This window comes from Pandoraea sp. ISTKB (genome assembly GCF_001721285.1).
GTDB classification, from domain to species: domain Bacteria; phylum Pseudomonadota; class Gammaproteobacteria; order Burkholderiales; family Burkholderiaceae; genus Pandoraea; species Pandoraea capi.
In genome coordinates this window covers 1-5,461 of sequence record NZ_MAOS01000084.1, presented here as the reverse complement: position 1 = coordinate 5,461, position 5,461 = coordinate 1, and the positions used below count along the sequence as shown (strand labels likewise).

Here is a 5,461-nt window from a genome sequence, read left to right as displayed (position 1 = left end):
CGCATCGTTCCCCTGCCCGGGGTGACGGAGCAGCGGAGTATCGGACTGCTGGAACGCAACCGCCACGACAAGATGGGGATCACGACGGCAATTGCCCAGCAGGTGATGGCGCAGGGGTGAGGGGGATCACCGTTAGATTTTTGGGCACGAAAGTATCCGTCAGGTCACTTCAATAGACTACAGAAATTTCTTTGATAATCCGCGCGTTAAACAGATTTCTTATCTTTTTGTGGACACCCACTCCATCAAAAATTCGAATCTCTATGAAACACGCGATGGGTCATTCGATCTATTTTGACCACCAACGATCAAACTGTTCGAACTGCTCCAAAACATGAGCGAGGACATCTTCGTCCATTGAGGCCTCATATTTGATATCCATCGACGATCCGTCAACTCCACGTCTATCAAATTTCCAAGCCAAGCGATGCCCCGTCGAACTTGCAATCAATTCAAGTTGGAACACACCTCGCATATCAACCAGCGTAGAAGATTTTTCTCCTTTCCCATCCAACCCCACAAGAAAATCATCCCACGCCGAACACTCCAACCACAGACTTCCACTGTATCGAAACCGATGACCAAATTGATCCGCCTCCACCTCTACAACTACTCTCATTGACGGAACGCGCTCGTCAAGCTCGACAGCATCTACTAGTAGTCGAAACGGTCTTGCAATCTCCATCTTCATTTTCGGTTCACCTTCTAGTAGGTTGGGCATGAATCAGCGCGGGAAGTTGTCCCGGTTGACGAGGAGGGGAAAATTTAAGCTCCCAGCCGCTAACATTGATAAGCTGATTGTAGGGTACCCCCCCTTGTTGCCTCGGACACTGCCCCCTGCAAGTTGGCAAGCTGTTGCTGTGTCGCCATCTGTACAACTGTCGGCGGGTTATTTCTCGCAACCATTTGGACATACTCGGCCAAATGTTCCGTCGCATTACCGTGAACCCAGACGCTAGACCCGTTTGACAACGTCATTTCAAACGATTTGGGTAACACTGACCCTGGATAGTTTGCTTGCGTTGGCTTAATGAGGTCCCACACGGTTCCTGTGTAATTTCCCACCGTTTCCGGCGACCGTATTCCTGGCGAGGAATTGCCTGATATTTTGCTACTGCTGGCTCCGCCAAGCGTGCCGGAGCCAAGGGGTGCACGCGCTCCAAACAGGGAAAGCCCGGCACCCAACCCCTCCAAAGACTGCCCCAAATTTGCCGCCAAGATGGCTTGCTCAACCGACCCTCCACCGAACAGCACCGCACCCGATAGGATCGCACCGACAGGACTTCCCAACTGCGCATCCAACAGTGTCGCTCTTGCCGAAGGGTCAAGTGACAGAACTCTCGAATCACCACTGGCGAATGTGTAGATCCTGCCGTCGGGACTCGTCCAGACGTCGTTGCCGTTAACCTTCGCTTCCGCCTTTACGATTTGACACGCCGGTGAGTCACCGTTTGCACAGACAGCGCTCAACTGAGCATCCCGCAAGATGCTCGATTGCGCTAATAATTGAGCCACCCCGCAACTCGCCGCATCACTGCCCCCACTGGCAAGACAAGCTGCACTTGCCGCCTTGAACCGATCCGCTTCTGACGGCTTGTCAAAACCTTACGCCTTATGTTTAAGCCAGTTGTTCTGCGTCTCGTTCACCACCGGACCGCTGACGTTGATCGTCGCGTTAAACCCCGCGGCGTGCGATCGAGCAATTCGACGCCCGCACCTGTCGGCGAACATCGCGTCATCGCCGATGTATGACCGCGGCGCAAGGTCGCCGACGAAGGAAACTAACCAGAACACCGTGCCGTCACGCTTGACGACGCCATAAAGCACAAACCCGGCACGTGGCCGGGTGTGTCATAACTGCTGTCAGGAAATAACCAGCGCGCGCGTATTCTGCCCATAGGGCTCCCAGTTGGCTCGCTCAGTCTCCCGCCGTCTCAGACCAAAATTTATAAACCTGACCGAGCCTTGATCCCGACTGGGTACCTGCTGCCACACCGTAGGCCAACGTAACTGCTATCCGCACGGGATTGAGGATCGCGGAGCCAAAGCCGACGATAACTGGTTGTCCGTAATCCGCAAACCGCTTGCTTTCCGTCTTAAAGCCCCACCGCAACGAAGGATGATTCTTCAAAAGGACTGTGCCGAAGTACATGCCCACATCGATCGCCTTCGAGACCGTTTCGTCAGTCAATTCCTCATGCGGAACGTTCATCGGAAACGTTAGACGGGCTTCTATTGCTAGCGCTTCCGATTGTGTACGGTCGCGCGTTGACACCTGCGAGGCGAACCAATCGCCAAGTTCAATTAACGATGCTGGATCGAAGTTGGCACTCCAACTGCCGTGTCCGGCGCTTGCATTCACGCAGGACTGAAGAGTTGCCACTCGCTCCGGCACTATCGCAATGAACCACTCGTTATATTTCTTCAGCTCTTGCTTCGTGAGTGCCACAAAGTCAAGCGCACATGGAGGGCTAACTAGCTGGTAGGTCATCGTGCAATCATAAGTCAACTACTACCCCGATCTCCGAACTCTGAAGCGCTTTCGGCAGCAGCCCAGCCCCCAATAACCAACACCCATTCCGTTATCTCGCCTGGAGCGAATTCACTATCGTGCCGGTGGCAACGTCGTACTCCACGCGTCGGTCGCCCGAGCTCCCTGACAGAAAAAAACAGAGTCCTTCGTTAACGTAGTAGACATCCGAGAACACTGCATCGGATCCCACGTCGAATGGTTTCTCCAAGGCGCAGCGCATAGTGCCGTCTACGTTAAGAACATATGCCTTGTTCCGACACCGGTCGAACGGATTTTCGATGATTGCAACGCCGCTTTCATCCCTAAGTGGGCAGGCAATTCCATTTTCTGGGAACGCAATCGTAACTTCCCGGCTTCCTGCGCACCATGACACAGAAATTGGAAGCAATATCGCTACCGGCCTCCTCTGTGGATTATTAGCCCTGTCGTAGTTTGGATCAGCGTAATCCAATCTGAAGTCTAGGAGTTTTGACATATCTATCTCACTTAATCGCGCGCGAAGTGGATCGATCAGCCCTTCGTGGACATCTTCGAACCAAAATCTGTGACAACTGAGGAGGTTGGTATATGCGGCAAGCGTTACATAGATGACTTAAAAATAGAGGCGGTCCAATCATAGGCCGGAAGTGTTTGCGATCCCGGCAGCAGTCCAGTGATGGCGCAGGTAACAACCAATTGTTTGTCGTCAAACGGTCGGATCCAGCTCGAGCAGTGTCTCGTGGATCTCAAGTGATGAACCATCTTCATATTCGATGGAGTAAACCACCCCCGGAGGAAATCGTCTCAACCAAGGACTGGGGTCATTTTCAAAAACCCCTACGATCCAAGCCCGATCGCCCGGTCGATACCGCTGATCAGCGGAAGCTATAGCCCGGACGACGTCGTTGTAATCGAACTTTGCCATGATCGATAGTTAATCGGTAAATGTGGATTACTGTCCGGTGTCGTGATTGCAGGCAAATGCACATGAAGCGCTTGGGCCGCACGGTCCATTTGATTGGAATAACCTCCGCCGTCAAGCCCCCTCGCGGGCTTCCCATCAGACCCAACAAATTGTTGATAGTCACCACTAGGCGTGCGCTACGGGCAATAAATGGAGCGCGCCTATCCTGCAATGGAAGAGGGATTGTGGGCATGAAACGCTTTGAGTTTTTCAATGACTCGATCAAATGTCCGTTCTGCCACAGGATCTGCATCATGGTAGCGATCCCAGAAATCCCCCCCAAACTCTTTCGGCTCTATGCAATGGTGACCATTACCGAAATCAAAGAAACACCAATCGCTAGGGATGACTGGATCGACAACATCGAAGTATTGAAGCTCTACCAAGGAAGGAGTTCCATCGGAGTCCCGCTGGACTACAATCATCGCAGGACGGCCCGTCGGTTGAAGCTGAACGCCAAGAGCAAGATACATTTTGCCCAAGGTAAAACTGGGATCGACTCCTGATCCTTTGTAAGCTCGCGCCCTTGCATATCTCGCCATCATGGCCCCCCCTTTACCTTAAATTCACGGGTGACGTAGTCGACCGCGCCCGTAACCGAATTCATGTAGTAATGGACCTGCATTGACTGTCCGTCGGACATCGTCACAGATTGCGTCGTATCCTTACCCCAATCCATCGACAATCTCATTCGATCTGCTAAACCGGCAATCCACAATGCGTTGGCCTTGCCGATTCTCGTTGCACACCTATCTCAGAGTCGGAGTAACGTTCACAGTATCCGGTCCACCTTCCCATAGCCGACCAGTCTGTCGAGTTCAAGCACATCAAACGAATCACCGACCTTCACCGCATCCTTGAAATACTCCCAACTTGGATAGCTAATCCGCGTCTCTAACGTTTCTCCGGGATAGTGAAGATGATCATTTGCATACGTATGCACTCCGCTCACCAAGTGATCAACTGATTCGAATTTATGATGAGGGGAGTAGCCAGACCTCACCCCGTTTTTCTTCGGTGCATCAACGTCATCCGCGATGCGGATCGTCGCAACAATATGATGCAACATGGACTTCCCTAGAAGTCATGGCCAACGTTCTTCACAGTGAAATTAGTCAGAATCACCGATCCTGAATCGCCCTAGCTCGCGGGGATGGCGAGTCAACTCTGCTGGACGGCTAGGCAGGTCTGGGACTCGTGCCCTGCATTTCTTTGCGTTCGCTTACGGATCCTCGCTCAAGATGAGATCGCGCTCTCGCTCAAATATCAGATATGCAGCAGGCTCTCGATCATAGAACGCGTCCAGAAAGCCTGTCTGTAGCCAAGCCCCAGGCGCAATGCTAATCGAGCCGTTCTCGTGAATTTTTTGGCGCCAGTTAGAAGGCACCATGGTACTTACGACATCGAAACATTCAGCTTGATGTCCCCCCATGCTCGGCCACTCACCCTCCCGAGCGGACGTGATGATCCCATAGCTACGTCTCCCAAGTGGGTCGATCTCAATACTCATAACGCAGTAGGTGCGTCCGAGCTTTAGCCACGGCGAAAACTCAACTTCGCGACCGAAAGCATCGAGTAAACGTATGCACTTAACTTTCATCGCTTCTGGACCGGTCAGCCTTTCGTAGACATCTTCGGACCAAAATCTTTGGTAACTGAGGATGTCGACATATGCGGCAAGCGTTACAAAGATAACTTAAAAATAGCGGCAGTCCATTCATGGGCCGGAAGTGCTTGCGATCCCGGCAGCATTCCAAAAATCTTAACTTAGTGTCCAGTTAGCCGGCCGCAGCCCAGTGAGGGGACATCACCATCACTGCTGCGGTTACGCAGCCGGGGGGGATGGGGTGACTCTCGGCGCTCGTGCTCAACTACGGGCTAGGTTGCACTGCCCTTGGGCTAATGCTGCCTAGCTTCTACTCGGAAGTGAGCGAATTGCCTTGCTCAAATTGCGCTTCGGTAATCCTCAAATTCCCACGCAAACA

At 52.6% G+C, this 5,461-nt stretch carries 6 protein-coding genes and 1 pseudogene; 1 reads left to right on the top strand and 6 read right to left on the bottom strand.

Going from position 1 to position 5,461, the window contains the following annotated elements:
- Nucleotides 1-289 precede the first annotated feature (289 nt).
- From A9762_RS28745 to A9762_RS28740, 5 genes and pseudogenes are all read right to left on the bottom strand, one after another.
- Complete coding sequence (locus tag A9762_RS28745) at nt 290-691, bottom strand: hypothetical protein (protein WP_139133410.1); 402 nt, start codon at nt 689-691, stop codon at nt 290-292.
- Between the two features lie 89 nt (nt 692-780).
- Nucleotides 781-1,578 (bottom strand): annotated as a pseudogene (locus A9762_RS29490) (DUF6862 domain-containing protein); the annotation flags it as partial.
- Between the two features lie 27 nt (nt 1,579-1,605).
- Nucleotides 1,606-1,827 (bottom strand): hypothetical protein, encoded by a 222-nt coding sequence (locus A9762_RS25930; protein ID WP_069344860.1) that lies wholly within the window; start codon nt 1,825-1,827, stop codon nt 1,606-1,608.
- A gap of 91 nt (nt 1,828-1,918) precedes the next feature.
- The gene (locus A9762_RS25925; protein WP_069344859.1) at nt 1,919-2,491 is read right to left on the bottom strand and encodes a hypothetical protein; all 573 of its coding nucleotides are present in this window, start codon (nt 2,489-2,491) and stop codon (nt 1,919-1,921) included.
- Between the two features lie 91 nt (nt 2,492-2,582).
- Complete coding sequence (locus A9762_RS28740) at nt 2,583-3,008, bottom strand: hypothetical protein (protein WP_139133409.1); 426 nt, start codon at nt 3,006-3,008, stop codon at nt 2,583-2,585.
- A gap of 659 nt (nt 3,009-3,667) precedes the next feature.
- Here A9762_RS28740 and A9762_RS25920 point away from each other — a divergent pair.
- The gene (locus tag A9762_RS25920) at nt 3,668-3,982 is read left to right on the top strand and encodes a hypothetical protein (RefSeq protein ID WP_069344858.1); all 315 of its coding nucleotides are present in this window, start codon (nt 3,668-3,670) and stop codon (nt 3,980-3,982) included.
- Between the two features lie 266 nt (nt 3,983-4,248).
- Here the strand turns inward: A9762_RS25920 and A9762_RS25915 are convergent, their stop codons facing one another.
- The gene (locus A9762_RS25915; protein WP_069344857.1) at nt 4,249-4,545 is read right to left on the bottom strand and encodes a hypothetical protein; all 297 of its coding nucleotides are present in this window, start codon (nt 4,543-4,545) and stop codon (nt 4,249-4,251) included.
- Between the last annotated feature and the right edge of the window lie 916 nt (nt 4,546-5,461).

Bases quoted from the DNA above. Each gene is read 5' to 3' on its own strand.
- A9762_RS28745 (WP_139133410.1), bottom strand. From the start codon at position 691: ATGAAGATGGAGATTGCAAGACCGTTTCGACTACTAGTAGATGCTGTC.
- A9762_RS25925 (WP_069344859.1), bottom strand. From the start codon at position 2,491: ATGACCTACCAGCTAGTTAGCCCTCCATGTGCGCTTGACTTTGTGGCA.
- A9762_RS28740 (WP_139133409.1), bottom strand. From the start codon at position 3,008: ATGTCAAAACTCCTAGACTTCAGATTGGATTACGCTGATCCAAACTAC.
- A9762_RS25920 (WP_069344858.1), top strand. From the start codon at position 3,668: ATGAAACGCTTTGAGTTTTTCAATGACTCGATCAAATGTCCGTTCTGC.
- A9762_RS25915 (WP_069344857.1), bottom strand. From the start codon at position 4,545: ATGTTGCATCATATTGTTGCGACGATCCGCATCGCGGATGACGTTGAT.